Below are 14,576 nucleotides of genomic sequence, written 5' to 3'. Positions count from 1 at the left end.
TGAACGGACACGGCACGCGGTGCATCGCTCAGTGCGAGCTGATCCACTCGACGATGGCATCGGCGACCGCCGCCGCATGGGCCGGCTCCAGATGCAGGTGGTGGCCGCCCGGCAAGACGCGACGCTCGAGCCTCTTCACGGCATCGCGCGCCTGCTGTGCCTCGTGCCTTATGGTCAGGATACCCTGCTCGCCCTCGATCAGCAGTACCGGTTGGGTCAACGCCGCCAATAACGCCAGCACCTGCTCCGGGGTGTAGCGCATCAGTGAAGGCCGCAGCAGGCGACGGTCACTTCTCAGCCGCAGGCCACCGTCTTCCAGCACCTCGAGGTTGCGCTCGACGATCGGCCGCGCCGTGTCGGCATCGATCGGCGTGACACCTCCCGCGACCCGCGCCGCCACGGCGTCCTCGACATGACGATAATGGGCACGTCGCGTGGCGGCGCGCCTGACCGGCTGCGTGTGGCGTGCCAGCAATCCGCGGCGCAGCTGATCGACCACCTCCGATGCTGGCGAGGCAAGTGCGCCGATGCCATCGATCAGCACCAGTCGCGCGATATATTCCGGCAGCGCTGCAGCCACCTGCCCCGACACCGCCGCCCCCAGCGAGTGCGCCATCACCGTGACCGGCGCGCGCGGCAGCCCCTCGTCATACAGGCCTTCCAGCGCCTCGATCACATCGTGGCAGTAATCCCACACCGCATAATCACCGTGCTCACCCAGCGGACTCGAGAGACCGTGACCGACCATGTCGATGGCGATGAGACGAATGCCGAGCCGCTCACACAACAGCGGCGCCAGGCGGCTGAAGCTGGCGGCATTGTCGAGCCAGCCATGCAGCGCCAGCCACGTCGGTGCCTGCTCGGCGTGCTCGGCAGGCGCCCACTCCAGGGCCGCCAATTCTCCGCCTGTGCGCCGTGGGAAGCGACGCTCTCGCAGCGTAACGTTGGCGCTGAGGGGAGCCTCTGCGATGTCCTGAATGGATTGATCAGTGCTCATGCTTGCCTCCCGGCCAGCAGGCCTGGCGGCAGTACATCCGGCGGCGCGAGGTCCGCGATGGCCGCCAGCAGCGCGGCGCGCGTCTCCTGTGGGTATTCGAAGGGGTACATATGTCCTCCCCGGACATGCTCCACCGTCAGCCCGGCGCGGCGCAGGCGTGCCTGACGCGCCGGCGTGAGCAGATCAGACTGGGCGCCGGCCAGAATCCTGACCGGCACCGCCAGCTTCGCCGGCGAGCCTGACAGGTGATCGCTGAGGTGACGGAAGATCTCGACCTCATGACGGGTATCGAAACTCAATGACAGGCTGCCATCCGCGTGACGATGGGTGGCGTTGTCGACGTAGTCGTCCAGCGCCTCTGGCGTAAAATTGGCGAACAGCGAACGACGGCGCAGGTAATCCTGCATGGCCTGACGGGAGTCCCAGCGCGCGCGACGCCCGCGAGTGCGGCCTGCCGGCGTGACACGATCAATGAAGCCGAAGCGCTTGGCGACCTTCATGCCCAGCGCATCACGGCCCAGCATCAACGGCGGGTCGAGCAGCACGAGGCAGTGGAAGCGTTCCGGCTGCTTGAGCGCCGCCATGTAATTGACGATGCCTCCCAGCGAATGCCCGACCCCGATCACCTTGCGCCCGGTGCCGCCCGCCGCGGGCAATGGCCCCAGCGCGGCGTCCAGACACGCCAGCCACTCATCACGCAGCGAGATCAGATTGTTGCCGACCGGGTAGGCAGGGTCGTGCGCCAGTCGGTCCACCGGTAGCAGATTGAAGTGCTCGGCCAGCGGCGCCAGCAGGCTCTTGTAGCAGGCACCGGTGAAGCCATTGGCATGCGCGAAGGCCAGCACCGGGCGCTCGGTGTCGGCATTCAGGCCCGCCGGGTTAGCGTCGCCCTGCTTGGACAAGTCCTGCCCGGGCCGGGGTTGCCGTGAGGTGGCATTCATCGCAAGGTCTCCTTACCACGGGCCGCCGTCCCTGACGCGCCCAGACAAACGGTTGTTTAAATATAGTCAACAGCATGCCAGCCCCGCCCCATGGGCGCTACTCCTCCCTTTGGCCCATGGAGCACCTCACTCCCCTTCCATGCCCGCCGGCACCAGCGCAGCGGCTGTTTCCGCTCCCGTCTCAGCTGCTTCCGCCTCAGGCAACGCCAAGGCACGACTGACCGCCAGCGCCGCCTGAACCGCGATAGCCGTGAGCTCAACGGGCTCGTCTTGCAACGCCCTCGCGCCCAGTGCCAGCAGATGATCGCGCAGCGCGCCATTGACCTGTATCTCGACGGCATTCAAGCGCGCGACCAGTTCAGGTGGCCACCCCTTGCCGGAGAGCGTCAGCCGCGCCCAGGGCTTGCTGCCCGCGGCGATGGCCAGCACCAGCTGGGTGCGATCATTGAGCTGCTCATGCTGACGGTAATAGAGCGAGGGGCGCGACCAGTTGAGGGTCAGCGTCACGGCAGGCTGCCAGGCGTCTGGCTGGGCTGCGCCGCTTTCTATCGTGGAGGCACGGGGGCGCAGGTCATTCTGCGTCAGCGGCGACAGCGCAGCGAGAATCTGATGGGCAGCGTCGCTGTCAGGTGCCAGGCCTCGTACCAGCGGCGCTTGCCGTGCTGAGGCGTCTTGAGCAGACGCCACCAGCGAGATGTCCATGCGACTCAGCGGCTTGTACACCGCGGCGTCACTGCGCAGCTCGGTGACATTCAGCACCTCGCTGGGCGCCATGCCGCCGCGCCAGTCCGGCAACCCGATATCGCGCGTCAGCTCCCAGATCGGCGCGCCATTCACGCCAGCCAAAGCGTGGGAGCCTTTCACTTTCGCATCCGAGGGCGATGGCACCCACCGCACGTAGCGTCCCGCCAACTCAGCCCTGCCCGCACCGCTCAGCTGCGTTGCCGCCGCGGGCCTGGCGCCCAGTTGCAGACTCACCTGAGCGCCGTTGCCCTTCACGCTCAGCAGCGGTGACTGCGCGCTGAAGCCCAGCGCTTCAAGTGCCTTGTCCGTGGCCGGCTTGCGCGTGCGCAATTGTGCCTCGCCCAGCTGACTCACCAGCGCCTCCACCTTGCCCTGGCGGGCAGGCCAGCCGGCCAATGAGGTGATCTGCCAGTCGCCTGCGGGCCCACGCGCCAGACTCAACCAGTCCTGGCTGGCCTCTGCGCCACGTCGAATGCCGATACGCTGCGCCGAGGCGGCCACCTGCGAGAGCAGCGGCAAGGGCTGCAAGATGCCTGACTGACCCGCGGCCACTGTCGTCAGCGCCTGGCTCATCAGCGAATCACTTTGCCACTGGGCCGGGTCTGCCCCGTCCGTGGCGGCGCCTGAGCGCAGCGATTCCAGCAGTGACGGCCCTGCGGTAAGCGCCATCACCGCGGCCACGGAGACCAGCGCCGTCAGTGCCCATCCCGTCCGATTGAAGCGCCCCATCAATCACCTCCCGACTGGGTAGTATCGCTCGGCGTCGTCTTGCCTGAAGCTGCCTTGCCTGAAGCTGCCTTGCCTGAAGCTGCATTGCTTGCGGCTGACTTGCCCGAGCCTGTCGAAGCGCTTGTGGCGACGTCACTCGCGGAATGGGCGCTGTGCTGTGCACTGCGCTGTTCATTGCGCTGTTCATTTCGTTCTGCGCTGCGCTTCCCGCTGGGCTGACCGTGGCCCGACAGACGCCCTGTCGACTGATAGCCCGCGCGACGGCTGGCACGATAACGGCGCCAGCAGATCAGCTCGCCGAGCAGGCTCAACGCCACCGGCAAGGCCAGCAGCGTCCACAGGCGCAGCTCGCGACGCAGGGCATCACGCTCGGCATTCGCCTCACGCTGCTGACGTGACAGCGCGTCCTCGAAGTCCTGCTGCATCGCCGCCAGGGCGTCGCTCTGCTGCGCGGCTTCGGCCTTGCCAGACACCGGCGTCGCGCCGAGCGCACTCAGACGCGTCTGCCAGGCATTGCGCAGCCGGGTCTCCTCGGCGGCCTGACGATCGGCCAGTTGATGCAGGCGCGTCAGCTCGCGCACCTGATGGGCGCGCGCGCGCAGGGCGACCAGCTCGGGGCTGCCTGCCAGCAGGTCCACGGCATTTTCCAGCCAGCGCGCATTGGCATTGAGGGCCTGCTCGCTGCCATCCGCTGCCGTGCGCCGCCACAGACGGTCACTGGCCATGTCGACATCGCTGACCACCAGCAACTGGCCACCCTTGGCGCCCGCCGCTGGCCATTGCGCCAGCACGGCCAGCCCACCGGCCGGCGGTGTTTCCCCTGCCAGCCCCGACAGCGGACGCGGGTCCATGCGGCTGGCGTGAACGCGTGCCGCCGGAATCAGGCGCGCCTCATCACTGCCACGAATCAGCCACTGCAACGGCGCGTCTTGCGCCCCTGGGCCTTTCGATGATGCATCTGCTGCATCAGACAGCGGCGCCAACCAGCCCGCGCTGGACATCACCAGTTGCTCGACATTGAGGTTGAGCGCGGCGTCCGACAGCTGCGCGGCACTTAGCCCGAGCAACGTCGGACTCAGCGCACGCGTGCCGTCCAGCAAGCCGATCGGCAAGGCCAGCTGCGCATCCGCCACCACCTCGCCCGCGCGCAATTCAAGCCCGGCGCGCGCCAGCAATGTCGTCAGCGCCTCGGAAGCCGGCGCCGGCTGATCGAGCATTTCGGGCAGCGGGTCCACCAGCATCAACACCCGGCCGCCACGCTCGAGATAGGCCGTGATGGCCTCCAGCGTCTTGACCGGCAACAGCCGCGGCGCGATCACCAGCAACGCATCCTGATCGGCGATCGGACGCGCGGCATCATCGCCGGCCGACAGCCAGTCGATGCGCAGGCGTGCATTGAGATGCTCCATCAGGCCCCAGCTGCCCAGCGCTCTGCCCTGCTCCAGACTGGGTTGGCCCATCACCGGCAAACGCGAGACGACGCCCAGGCGCGGTGGCTCGGTGCGCGAGACTTCCTGGATCTGGCGTGTCACCTGCGCTTCCAGCCCGCCGATATCCGCCGCCTTGAGCAGCGGAATGGCGCGGCGTTCGGCGTAGGGGCCATCTACCACCAGCCCGAACAGCATCTCTTCGCCGCCCGGCAATGACAGCTCGGTCAGGCCCTGCGCTTCGAGATCCGCGAAGTCGGCACTGTCCGGTGCAGGGTCGACACGCTTGAGGCGTATCTGCGGCTCACGCGCGAAGGCGGCCAGACGCGTCTCGATCCGTGTCGCCAGTTCACGCAGCTGCGGCAGATCGGCGGCGAAGCGTTCGCTGTAGGCTAAGGTCAGCGTCACCGGAGCCTCGAGATCATCGAGCACCGCACGACTGGCGGGGCTCAGACTGTGCTGACGCGTGGCGGTCAGATCATGCGCGCGGGTGAGCGGGTTGTGGCCGTCGGCCGTCAGCAGCGGCGGCAGGCGCACGCCGGCCAGCAATAGCGCGGTGACCGCAGCCGCCAGCGCCGCCGTGACCAGCCACTGTGGCGCCTGCTTGCGTGCATGGCGCTCCTGACTGAGGCCGCGCGCCTGCAGCACCAGCCCGGCCAGGGTCAACAGCAGGAAGTAGCTGGCATCGAGCCAGGTCGGCCGGCCTTCACTGAAAGGCGTCAGATGCGCCGGCAAGCTGATCAGATCGAGCAGCTGCACCCAGTGCGGCGCCAGATGCTGAGCCAGCTGGCTCGTCACCGCGGGTGTGCCCGGCAGCATCAGCGCCAGACCCAGTACCAGCGCCCCGAGCCACGCCGACAGCGCAGAAGGCGCGCGCACCGCCAGCGCCTGACCGAGACTGGCCAGCGCCATCACCAGCAGCGCCATGCCCAGATAGCCGCTGAGCATCAGGCCGAGATCCGGCGTGCCGAGCCAATGGATCAGCACTACCAGCGGCGCCGTCATCGCAAGCCCCAGCCAGCCCAGCACGCTGGCACTGATCAGGCGTGCGCTGGCCAGTCGCCACGACCCCAGCCCGAGGCCGGACAGCCATTCGAGCAGGCCGTTGGCACGCTCTTCCGGCCAGCCGCGCAGGGCCAGCAGCGGCGTCCACAGCACCAGCAACCAGGGCAACACCTGCCACAGCGAGCCAAGATCGGCGCGATCACGTGCCAGCAGATCGCCCACCTCGAAGGCTCCCAGCGGAGCCAGCACCGCCATCACCACCAGCAGCGACCAGCTGGCGCCCTGCGTCAGTGCCTGATGCAGGTCACGGCGGACCAGCGCGAGAACGGCCCTCATGACGACACCTCCTGATCTGCGCGCGGTGCCTGCTTGCGCATCGGCAACGGCAAGGGCTGCTCCGCCATGCGCGTCACCAGCTGGCGGAACGCGACCTCGATATCGCCCCGTTCGTGGACGCATTCATCGAGGCGGATTTCCATGTAGCTGCACCAGCGTGCCAGCGCGGGGCGCGGGTCCTGGTGGAGACGCCCGGCCAGGCGCAGCACGGCGCCAGTCGAAACCACCAGCGGCGACTTGTCACGCGCCATGGCATCGCCGGGCTTGACGGGCGTGATGGCCGCCACGCCCGGCAGGCGCGAGACACTGGCCAGCTCGCGCTCGCTCAGGGCCCGACTCAGCGTCACTCGCCATACCGGCAGGCTGGAGCTCGCCCCATACCCCGCGCCGTAGCGCGAACGGCTGCCGCCCAGAATGCCTTCGCTGACCGAGGTCGCGGCCAGCGCCTCCGGCGTATCATCGAAGCCCAGCTGGCCATTGGCCATGACCAGCACACGGTCACAGATGCGAGGCACTTCCTCCAGCAGGTGGGTGGAGACGATGATCAGTCGCTCGCGCCCCAGCTCGCGAATGAAGGCGCGCACGCTGTCCTTCTGCAGCGGGTCCAGCCCATCGGTGGGCTCATCGAGCAGCAGGATGTCCGGGTCATGGGTCAACGCCATCGCCAGCGCCACGCGACGCCGATAGCCTTTGGATAACACGGCGCACAATTGATTGGCGAAAGGCGTGATATCCAGGCGATCCATCAATGCCGCAAGGCGATCATTACGCACCTTGCGCGACAACCCATGCAGACCCGCCACGCACTCGAGGCTCTCGCGCACCGTCAGCTGCGGCCACAGGGGCGCGCCTTCCGGCAGATAGCCGATACAACGCTTGAGGCGATTGAGCTGGCGCTGACTGGCGCGACCATCGAAGGCTTCGCCTTCCAGCTCCAGCTGGCCCTGGGTGGCGGCGAGCGTGCCCGCCAGCATGCGCAGGCTGGTGGTCTTGCCGGCGCCATTGGGACCCAGCAGACCGATGACCTCACCACGTGAGGCCGTGAAGGTCAGCCCGGTGACAGCCTGTTGCTGGCCGAATTGACGCCCGAGCCCACGACTGACCAACAGCGCCGGGGAAGCGGAAGGCTCGGCAGACGCGCCCGCGGGAGCTGCAGCAGAGCGAGCTGCCACAGAACGAGTCGCAGCAGAGCGAGTCGCAGCAGAGGGCGTCGCGCCAGAGGGAGTCGCGGCAGAAGATGACGCAGAGGTCGTGTATGGGTCCTGCAAGATACCCGCTCCTTGTACTTTTCTTGATAGGGGCAATGCGCTGCCGAGGCTGATGGTTCCGGCAGATGATCATGAGGCCGGAAAATAACAGTGGCCCCGGCAGATAACCGTGACAGATGACAATGCAGCGCACAGGGTAAGCGGACAGCCTGCGCTCGCCAAGCAGGAGTGCGCGCACAGTCGCCACTCGCGCGGTTATGGCGTCTATTCCGCCCTTTGCCGGCCCTCAAGGCAGGTCTCGGCGCCGATCTTCTCGATCATCACGCCCGCCCGCGCCCCTGGTTGGCGGCATGCGATCAGCGCGACCTGATACCAGAGCTGATAGCCGAACTAGCACCGGGGCTGATGCCCGAGCTGCACGACTATCCCTAAGTCTAAGGAAAGCCTGATATGCTGGGCGGATGACAGGCACGCGCTGTTGTCAGAGCGCCTGCTGGCCGGCCGTCTAGCTGACAGAGCCTTCACACGTTGAGCCTTCATTCGCTGAGCCAATATTTCACCTTGCTGGACAGGACCCCTCGATGCCCAAGCATGACAAGCAGTCCGCTACTTCCTCGCCGTCTTCCAGGCCGCGTCGCGATACCCGCCTGCGCAACGGCCTGTTCTGGGCCTTGCTGGCAGCGGCCTTGATCACGGGCTTCTGGCTGGCCTGAGCCAGGCCGCCGCGGCAGTTCACGACGGGCTGACACGACAGCTCGCAACGGGCCGCCGCGGTAGCGCAACGCTCGTCAGACGCTGACCAAAAGCCTCATCAGACAGACCGCAACACTCACAGGACAAGGGCGGAAATGAGCGAGACTACTTCATGAACGACATGCTGGCGCTGTTCGTCGCGACCCTGAACGTCACCGTTCCGGTCTTCGCGATGGTATTTCTGGGCCTGGGCCTCAAACGCCTCGGCTGGATCGATGACACCTTCATCGGCACCGCCTCATCGCTGGTGTTCAAGGGCACCATGCCGGCGCTGGTCTTCCTCTCCATCGTACGCGCGGACCTGGATCACGCCCTGCGCCCGGGCATGCTGACCTATTTCGCGCTGGCGACACTGGGCACCTTCCTGCTGCTGTGGGGCTGGGCGATCCTGCGCGTGCCGAGAAAGGAACGCGGCGAGGTGGTCCAGGGCTCGTTTCGCGGCAACTGCGCCATCGTCGGGCTGGCACTGGCCGCCAACCTCTACGGCGATCTCGGCCTCTCGATGGGCGGCATCCTGATGGGCGTCGTCATCCTGTCCTACAACATGCTGTCGGTGGTGGTGCTGTCGAGCTATCTCGGCGATGGCCGCACCAGCTGGAGTGGCATCGCGCGCGGCATCATCACCAACCCGTTGATTCTCGGCGTGCTGGCCGCCCTGCCCTTCGCGGCCTTCAGCTGGCAGCTGCCCGAGTGGCTGGAGACCTCCGGCGACTACTTCGCGCGCATGACGCTGCCGCTGGCATTGATCTGCATCGGCGGCACCCTGTCGATGCGCTCGCTGCGTGAAGGCCGCAAGCTGGCGCTGAGCGCCAGCCTGATGAAGATGATCAGCGTGCCGCTGCTGGCGACCACCGTCGCCGTGCTGCTGGGCTTCCGCGGTACCGAACTCGGGGTGCTGTTCCTGTTCTTCGCCTCACCGACGGCGGCGGCAAGCTTCGTGATGGTGCGGGCAATGGGCGGCAATGACCGCCTGGCCGCCAACATCATCGCCATCAGCACCCTGATGGCAGGCATCACCATCACGGCAGGCATCTTCGTGCTCAAGCTGAGCGGTCTGGTCTAGCAGCAGCGGTCTGATCAAGCAGCAGTCTGGCTGCATGTCAAAACGAAACGCCCCCGCCAGTGCAGACTGGCGGGGGCGTTTCGTTGTGGCTCAATGGTTGCGGCTCAATGGTTGTGGTTCATGACCACCGCGCGTGTCTTACGCCAGTTCCGCCGGGCTCACGAACTGGTGCAGATCCGCCAGACCTGCGGCCCAGACATCGGCGTCCAACCAGGCGAGACTTGCGGTGGCAAAGGCCAACTGGGTGCTGCCGGGGCCATCGACCAGGGCGCTGGCCAGATTCGAGACCAGCGGATTATGGCTGATGATCAGCCAGTCACGCGGCTCGCGCCCTTCAGAGGTGGGCGGCACATGGGTCTGCAGCCAGTCGAGTACCGGCGTCAGCGGGTCGTCCGGGGTGATGATCTCGAGCGTTGTCTGCTGCTCACCACTCAACTCCAGCGCCGAGGAGATCTCCTGGGCGGTCTGCTGGGCGCGGGTAAACGGGCTGACGACCAGCGTCAGCCGCGCACGACGCTCGGCGGGCAGCTGATGGGCCAACCAGCGACCGATGCGGCGCGCCTCTTCGCGGCCATATTCACTCAATTCGCGGCTGGGGTCCGGCGTGCCGGCCTGGGCCTCACCGTGACGCATGATCAGTACACTCATGACATTCTCCTGAAAAGATGACTGCCGCAGCGCAAGCGCTTCATCACTCGCTCTGTCGCTGCGGCCGATGACCAGGGACTCGCCAACCGGAGCGTTGCACGAGTCAGACAAGGGGATGGCGAAACACGCTCCATCACCCGCTACCTGCTATGAGTCCTCAGGAGCCGTCGGGTTCCAACTGCCGTGCCTGCTGCACCGACTCACGCGACAGCACGAATTCCACATCGCTGGATTGCTCACCGCCCATCAGCGCGCGGGCCATGTGATGCGGGTCGACATTCTCGAACAGCACCTTGGCCATGCCACTGACCAGCGGCATGTAGATGCCCAGCCGCTCGGATTCATCCTGCACCAATCGCACGGTGTTGACACCCTCGGCGACCTGCCCCAGCACCTCGACCGCCTGGTCGAGGGTGCGCCCTTCTCCCAGTGCGTAGCCGACCCGATAGTTGCGCGACAACGGCGAGGAGCAGGTCACGATCAGATCGCCAACGCCGGCAAGGCCGAGGAAGGTCATCGGATTGGCGCCCTTGGCCACGGCGAAGCGGCTCATCTCGGCCAGCGCGCGGGTCATCAGCATGGCGCGGGTGTTCTCGCCCATGCCCAGAGCCGCGGCCATGCCGGCCGCGATGGCGTAGATGTTCTTCAGCGCCCCGCCCAGCTCGACGCCGTAGCGGTCATTGCTGGCATAGACCCGGAAATAGTCGCAGCCGAAGGCCGTCTGCACGCGAGCGCGGGTGTAGGCATCGTCGGAGGCGATCACCGTGGCCGTCAGCTGCCGCTGGGCGATCTCGGCCGCCAGATTGGGGCCAGACAGCACGCCGATGTGCGTGAAGCCGGTTTCCTGCTCCAGCACCTCGCTCATCAGGGTGAAGCCTTCGCTCTCGATGCCCTTGGTGGTGGCCACCAGAATCTGCCCTTCACGCAGGTGGGCGCGCGCCTGACGGACCACCGTACGGAAGGCCTTGGAAGGAATCGCCACGCACACCAGCTCGGCCTCGGCCAGTGCATCGGCCATGTCGGTGGTGGCACGCACCGAGGCATTGATCTCGAAGCCCGGCAGATAGCCCGAGTTGCGGTGCCGGGTGTTGACCTCCTCGGCCTGGCTGGCATCACGCATCCACTGGGTGACGCTGGCACCGTTGTCGGCGGCAATCGAGGCGATCGCGGTCCCGAAGCTGCCGCCACCCAGCACGCAGACATTGAGTCCCACCGCCTGAGGGGTCGTTTCGCTTACCTCGCGATCACGAATGGCCCGACGAGGTGAAGGGGTAGTGGCAGACATGCAGACTCCTTGGATGACGATGTGCTCAGTGAATGGCAGGCATTGTACTCATAGTTTGTCAGAGAATGCTGAACAAGAGATGTCTGCGCAGACCTCGTGGCCAACGCAGGGGCTGCGCCTGGGTGACGCGCCTGGGTGACGCGCCTGAGTGACGTGCCTGCCACGCGCGCTTCGCAAGCAATCGACTGGCATGAACCGTCGATACGCATAAATCCTCGATATGCATGAACAATCGACATGCATAAAAAAACCGGCAATTCCTGCCCCTGAGGCGCAGAAATTGCCGGTCTGTTCAGCACTGGCGTGATGGCGGCAGACTTGCCCCCATCACGCCGAGGCGTCAGATCACAGCGTCTTGAGGGCCGTGATCATGTCGCCGACCACCTTCTGACCATCGCCATACACCATGCGCGTGTGGTCAAGATAGAACAGGTGATTCTCGACACCGGAGAAGCCGGACCCCTGACCGCGCTTGATCACCAGCACGTTGCGTGACTGGTCGGCGTTGAGGATCGGCATGCCGTACAGCGGGCTTGAGGCGTCGTTCTTGGCGACCGGATTGACCACGTCATTGGCGCCGATGACCAGCGTGACGTCGGTGGTCTCGAAGTCGTTGTTGATCTCGTCCAGGTCCGCGATCATGTCGTAGGGCACGCCGGCTTCCGCCAGCAGCACGTTCATGTGACCCGGCATGCGGCCGGCGACCGGGTGGATCGCGAAGCGAACTTCCACACCACGCTCACCCAGCAGCTCGACCATCTCCCAGACCTTGTGCTGCGCCTGTGCCACCGCCATGCCGTAGCCCGGCACGATGATGACGCGCTCGGCGAAGGCCAGCTGCACGGCGGCGTCCATCGGATCGGAGGCCTTCATGCTGCCCTCGATCTCGCCCTGCTCGACACCTGATGCGCCACCGAACTGCTTGAACAGCACGTTGCGGATCGGGCGATTCATGGCCTTGGCCATCAGCTGGGTCAGCAGCGTACCGGCCGCCCCGACGACAGTACCGGCGATGATCATCGCGGCATTGCCGAGCACGAAGCCTTCCATCGCCACCGCAAGGCCGGTCAGCGCATTGAACAGCGAGATGATCACCGGCATGTCGGCGCCACCGATGGGCAGTGCCAGCATCGCGCCGAACAGCAACGCAAGCGCGAAGAACACCAGCACCAGCGAGCTTGATGGTTCCACCGCCGCGATCACGACACCCAGATAGACCGTCAGGCCCAGCACGATCATGTTGATCAGCTGCTGACTCGGGAAGTTGAACGCCTTCTTGAGGCGCCCATCCAGTTTGGCCCAGGCCACGATGGAACCGGAGAAGGCCACCGCACCGATCATCGCCCCGAGCACGCCCAGCCACAGCGCCAGCGAGCCGTGCTGCTCGATCAGTGCCGGGTTGTCGCTCATGCGCATCAGCTCGACCGCGGCGATCGCCGCTGCCGCACCGCCGCCCATGCCGTTGTAGATGGCGATCATCTGCGGCATGTCGGTCATCTCGACCTTGTTGCCGGAGTACCAGGCGATACCGCCACCGATGACGATGGCCAGCAGCATCAGGCCATAACGACCATCAATCTGCGGATGCAGGAAGGTGAGCAGCGTGGCCACGACCATCGCGATACCGGCCCAATGGATGCCGCTGCGTGCCGTGGAAGGATGTGACATGCGCTTGAGGCCGAGGATAAAGACCACCGCCGCCGCGAAATACCCTGTTTCGACCAGCCAGTTCATCAGCGAGCCTCCTTGTCGTTGATGCCATTGGCAGCGTCTGTGCCCTTGCTGCGATCACTGGTCTTGAACATTTCCAGCATGCGCTCGGTGACCACATAACCGCCGACCGCGTTGCCGGCGCCCAGCAGCACGGCGATGAAGCCGATGAACTGCTGCATGCCGGTCTCGGCCTGACCGAGGGCGATCATCGCCCCGACCAGCACGATGCCGTGGATGAAGTTGGAACCGGACATCAGGGGCGTGTGCAGAATCACCGGCACGCGCGAGATGACCTCGTAGCCGACGAAGGCCGCCAGCATCAGGATGTATACGGCAGAAAGTCCTTCGATCATGCGGCGTCCTCCGCGCGAGCGCGTACGTCATCGTGGGTGATGCGGCCGCCTTCGGTCAGACGCATCGGGCCGAGCACCGCATCCTCGAAGTCCAGCGTCAGTTCGCCGTCCTTCATGAAGGGGGTCAGCAGGTTGAAGAGGTTCTTGGCGTACATCTCGCTGGCATTGACCGCCAGGCTCGAGGCCATGTCCAGCGGGCCGAGTACCGTGACGCCAGCATGCTCGACACGCTTGCCGGGCTCGGTCAGTTCACAGTTGCCACCGCCTTCGGCGGCGAGATCGACCAGCACGGCGCCGGGCTTCATGCCCTCGACCATCTCGCGGCTGATGATGCGCGGCGACGGACGCCCCGGAATCGCGGCGGTGGAGATCACCACATGCGCATCGCCCATGTGACGTGCCAGCGCATCGGCCTGCTGGGCGCGCTCGTCATCGGTCAGTTCGCGGGCGTAGCCGCCCTCACCGGAAGCATCGACACCGGTATCGATCATCTTGGCGCCCAGCGATTCGACCTGCTCACGCGCGGCGGCGCGGATGTCATAGGCCCACACCTGCGCGCCGAGACGCTTGGCGGTCGCGATAGCCTGCAGACCCGCGACGCCAGCACCGACCACCACGACACGCGCCGGACGCACGGTCCCGGCGGCAGTCGTCAGCATCGGGAAGAATACCGAGGACTCATTGGCCGCCAGCAACGCGGCGTGATAGCCCGCGACACCCGCCTGCGAGGACAGGGCGTCCATGCTCTGGGCGCGCGAGATACGCGGCACGAATTCCATGCACAGGCTGGTCAGCCCCTGGCTGGCAAGCTTGCTGATCAGCTGCGGGTTCTGGTACGGCGTCATCAATGCCACCACCACCGCGCCCTCACGCAACTCGCTGATCTGTGACTCGCTGGGCGTGCGCACGCACAGCACGAGATCCGCCGCGGCACGCGCCGCCGCGATATCGGCCTCGGCGACGACCGTCACCCCGGGCTGGGCGGCGTAGGCCGCATCATCGAAGTGCGCATGACACCCGGCGCCGCTCTCCACGTGCACGATGGCGTCGCTGGTGTCACTGACGCTGCTGTCCAGGTGACGCGCGAGCTTGCCGGCCGTCACCGGGTCCAGCGCGACGCGGCATTCCCCGCGCGCCAGTGTGCTGCTCACGCCCTCGTCGGGTGTCACCAGGTCCGGTGCACGCATCTCGCGCACGACTAGAATATTCAGCATCGCGCACCTCGTTTCACGTCCGTGTTCATGCCTGAGGCTGCCAGCCTTGAAAGGTTCATGGCGTCGTTCCTGTTGAGCGCTGATTCGCGCCATCCTGCCTGCCGGAGGCGCTTTCAGCGACGTTATTGCCTGTCACAGGTGAGACTTGCCTGAATCGCAA

At 66.1% G+C, this 14,576-nt stretch carries 12 protein-coding genes; 2 read left to right on the top strand and 10 right to left on the bottom strand.

Going from position 1 to position 14,576, the window contains the following annotated elements; genetic code table 11:
• Window positions 1–28: 28 nt before the first annotated feature.
• The 5 genes from LCW13_RS05110 to LCW13_RS05090 form a co-directional block, all read right to left on the bottom strand.
• On the bottom strand, window positions 29–997 hold the full coding sequence (locus LCW13_RS05110) for an alpha/beta fold hydrolase (RefSeq protein WP_225347750.1): 969 nt from the start codon (window positions 995–997) through the stop codon (window positions 29–31).
• Complete coding sequence (locus tag LCW13_RS05105; protein WP_318527677.1) at window positions 994–1,938, bottom strand: alpha/beta fold hydrolase; 945 nt, start codon at window positions 1,936–1,938, stop codon at window positions 994–996. Before LCW13_RS05105 ends, LCW13_RS05110 begins: the two co-directional genes overlap by 4 nt.
• A gap of 126 nt (window positions 1,939–2,064) precedes the next feature.
• Window positions 2,065–3,411 (bottom strand): DUF4340 domain-containing protein, encoded by a 1,347-nt coding sequence (locus LCW13_RS05100; RefSeq protein WP_225347749.1) that lies wholly within the window; start codon window positions 3,409–3,411, stop codon window positions 2,065–2,067.
• The gene (locus LCW13_RS05095) at window positions 3,411–6,179 is read right to left on the bottom strand and encodes a GldG family protein (RefSeq protein WP_225347748.1); all 2,769 of its coding nucleotides are present in this window, start codon (window positions 6,177–6,179) and stop codon (window positions 3,411–3,413) included. Before LCW13_RS05095 ends, LCW13_RS05100 begins: the two co-directional genes overlap by 1 nt.
• The gene (locus LCW13_RS05090; protein ID WP_225347747.1) at window positions 6,176–7,351 is read right to left on the bottom strand and encodes an ABC transporter ATP-binding protein; all 1,176 of its coding nucleotides are present in this window, start codon (window positions 7,349–7,351) and stop codon (window positions 6,176–6,178) included. Before LCW13_RS05090 ends, LCW13_RS05095 begins: the two co-directional genes overlap by 4 nt.
• A gap of 617 nt (window positions 7,352–7,968) precedes the next feature.
• Here LCW13_RS05090 and LCW13_RS17425 point away from each other — a divergent pair.
• The gene (locus LCW13_RS17425) at window positions 7,969–8,100 is read left to right on the top strand and encodes a hypothetical protein (protein WP_263643036.1); all 132 of its coding nucleotides are present in this window, start codon (window positions 7,969–7,971) and stop codon (window positions 8,098–8,100) included.
• A 152-nt stretch (window positions 8,101–8,252) separates the two neighbouring features.
• Window positions 8,253–9,203, top strand: coding sequence for an AEC family transporter (locus tag LCW13_RS05085; RefSeq protein WP_043335541.1), 951 nt, complete (start codon window positions 8,253–8,255; stop codon window positions 9,201–9,203).
• Between the two features lie 138 nt (window positions 9,204–9,341).
• Here the strand turns inward: LCW13_RS05085 and sixA are convergent, their stop codons facing one another.
• The 5 genes from sixA to LCW13_RS05060 all read right to left on the bottom strand — a co-directional run bounded on the left by sixA (window position 9,342) and on the right by LCW13_RS05060 (window position 14,416).
• Window positions 9,342–9,851: a phosphohistidine phosphatase SixA gene (sixA, locus tag LCW13_RS05080; RefSeq protein ID WP_054554945.1), complete on the bottom strand. Its 510-nt coding sequence runs from the start codon at window positions 9,849–9,851 to the stop codon at window positions 9,342–9,344.
• 157 nt (window positions 9,852–10,008) lie between these two features.
• Window positions 10,009–11,136 carry an NAD(P)H-dependent glycerol-3-phosphate dehydrogenase gene (locus LCW13_RS05075; RefSeq protein WP_084589572.1) on the bottom strand — a complete coding sequence of 376 codons (1,128 nt, stop codon included), beginning with the start codon at window positions 11,134–11,136 and terminating at the stop codon, window positions 10,009–10,011.
• 345 nt (window positions 11,137–11,481) lie between these two features.
• Window positions 11,482–12,870, bottom strand: coding sequence for an NAD(P)(+) transhydrogenase (Re/Si-specific) subunit beta (locus LCW13_RS05070; RefSeq protein WP_043335534.1), 1,389 nt, complete (start codon window positions 12,868–12,870; stop codon window positions 11,482–11,484).
• Window positions 12,870–13,202, bottom strand: coding sequence for an NAD(P) transhydrogenase subunit alpha (locus LCW13_RS05065; protein ID WP_043335532.1), 333 nt, complete (start codon window positions 13,200–13,202; stop codon window positions 12,870–12,872). The genes LCW13_RS05070 and LCW13_RS05065 overlap by 1 nt, the downstream gene beginning before the upstream one ends.
• A complete protein-coding gene (locus LCW13_RS05060) occupies window positions 13,199–14,416 on the bottom strand; it encodes an NAD(P) transhydrogenase subunit alpha (protein ID WP_225347746.1) in 1,218 nt (405 codons plus the stop codon). The genes LCW13_RS05065 and LCW13_RS05060 overlap by 4 nt, the downstream gene beginning before the upstream one ends.
• Window positions 14,417–14,576: the final 160 nt, after the last annotated feature.

This window comes from Cobetia amphilecti (assembly GCF_020217465.1).
GTDB classification, from domain to species: Bacteria; Pseudomonadota; Gammaproteobacteria; order Pseudomonadales; family Halomonadaceae; genus Cobetia; species Cobetia amphilecti.
This window is presented reverse-complemented; position numbering and strand designations above follow the sequence as displayed.

Excerpts from the sequence above, each read along its gene's own strand:
- LCW13_RS05110 (WP_225347750.1), bottom strand. The coding sequence starts at position 997 with ATGAGCACTGATCAATCCATTCAGGACATCGCAGAGGCTCCCCTCAGC.
- LCW13_RS05105 (WP_318527677.1), bottom strand. The coding sequence starts at position 1,938 with ATGAATGCCACCTCACGGCAACCCCGGCCCGGGCAGGACTTGTCCAAG.
- LCW13_RS05100 (WP_225347749.1), bottom strand. The coding sequence starts at position 3,411 with ATGGGGCGCTTCAATCGGACGGGATGGGCACTGACGGCGCTGGTCTCC.
- LCW13_RS05095 (WP_225347748.1), bottom strand. The coding sequence starts at position 6,179 with ATGAGGGCCGTTCTCGCGCTGGTCCGCCGTGACCTGCATCAGGCACTG.
- LCW13_RS17425 (WP_263643036.1), top strand. The coding sequence starts at position 7,969 with ATGCCCAAGCATGACAAGCAGTCCGCTACTTCCTCGCCGTCTTCCAGG.
- LCW13_RS05085 (WP_043335541.1), top strand. The coding sequence starts at position 8,253 with ATGAACGACATGCTGGCGCTGTTCGTCGCGACCCTGAACGTCACCGTT.
- sixA (WP_054554945.1), bottom strand. The coding sequence starts at position 9,851 with ATGAGTGTACTGATCATGCGTCACGGTGAGGCCCAGGCCGGCACGCCG.
- LCW13_RS05075 (WP_084589572.1), bottom strand. The coding sequence starts at position 11,136 with ATGTCTGCCACTACCCCTTCACCTCGTCGGGCCATTCGTGATCGCGAG.
- LCW13_RS05070 (WP_043335534.1), bottom strand. The coding sequence starts at position 12,870 with ATGAACTGGCTGGTCGAAACAGGGTATTTCGCGGCGGCGGTGGTCTTT.
- LCW13_RS05065 (WP_043335532.1), bottom strand. The coding sequence starts at position 13,202 with ATGATCGAAGGACTTTCTGCCGTATACATCCTGATGCTGGCGGCCTTC.
- LCW13_RS05060 (WP_225347746.1), bottom strand. The coding sequence starts at position 14,416 with ATGCTGAATATTCTAGTCGTGCGCGAGATGCGTGCACCGGACCTGGTG.